Raw genomic sequence first — 604 nt, forward strand, 5'->3', positions numbered from 1 at the left:
GCATGATAGAAATGGATCTGGCCAGCGGCCGCACGCTGACCGCCTGGCGCGCCGATGAACGCTTTCCCATGATGAGCACCTTTAAAGTAGTGCTCTGCGGCGCAGTGCTGGCGCGGGTGGATGCCGGTGACGAACAGCTGGAGCGAAAGATCCACTATCGCCAGCAGGATCTGGTGGACTACTCGCCGGTCAGCGAAAAACATCTTGCCGACGGCATGACGGTCGGCGAACTCTGCGCCGCCGCCATTACCATGAGCGATAACAGCGCCGCCAATCTGCTGCTGGCCACCGTCGGCGGCCCCGCAGGATTGACTGCCTTTTTGCGCCAGATCGGCGACAACGTCACCCGCCTTGACCGCTGGGAAACGGAACTGAATGAGGCGCTTCCCGGCGACGCCCGCGACACCACTACCCCGGCCAGCATGGCCGCGACCCTGCGCAAGCTGCTGACCAGCCAGCGTCTGAGCGCCCGTTCGCAACGGCAGCTGCTGCAGTGGATGGTGGACGATCGGGTCGCCGGACCGTTGATCCGCTCCGTGCTGCCGGCGGGCTGGTTTATCGCCGATAAGACCGGAGCTAGCAAGCGGGGTGCGCGCGGGATTGT

At 64.6% G+C, this 604-nt stretch carries 1 protein-coding gene; it reads left to right on the plus strand.

Features of this window, described 5'->3' with window-relative positions:
* Positions 1-604: class A beta-lactamase (bla, locus tag ABD361_RS30500; protein ID WP_344440226.1), on the plus strand; the 604-nt coding region annotated here is incomplete at both ends.

Origin of the sequence: Streptomyces luteosporeus, assembly GCF_039532865.1 — a bacterium.
Lineage (GTDB): Bacteria > Actinomycetota > Actinomycetes > Streptomycetales > Streptomycetaceae > Streptomyces > Streptomyces luteosporeus.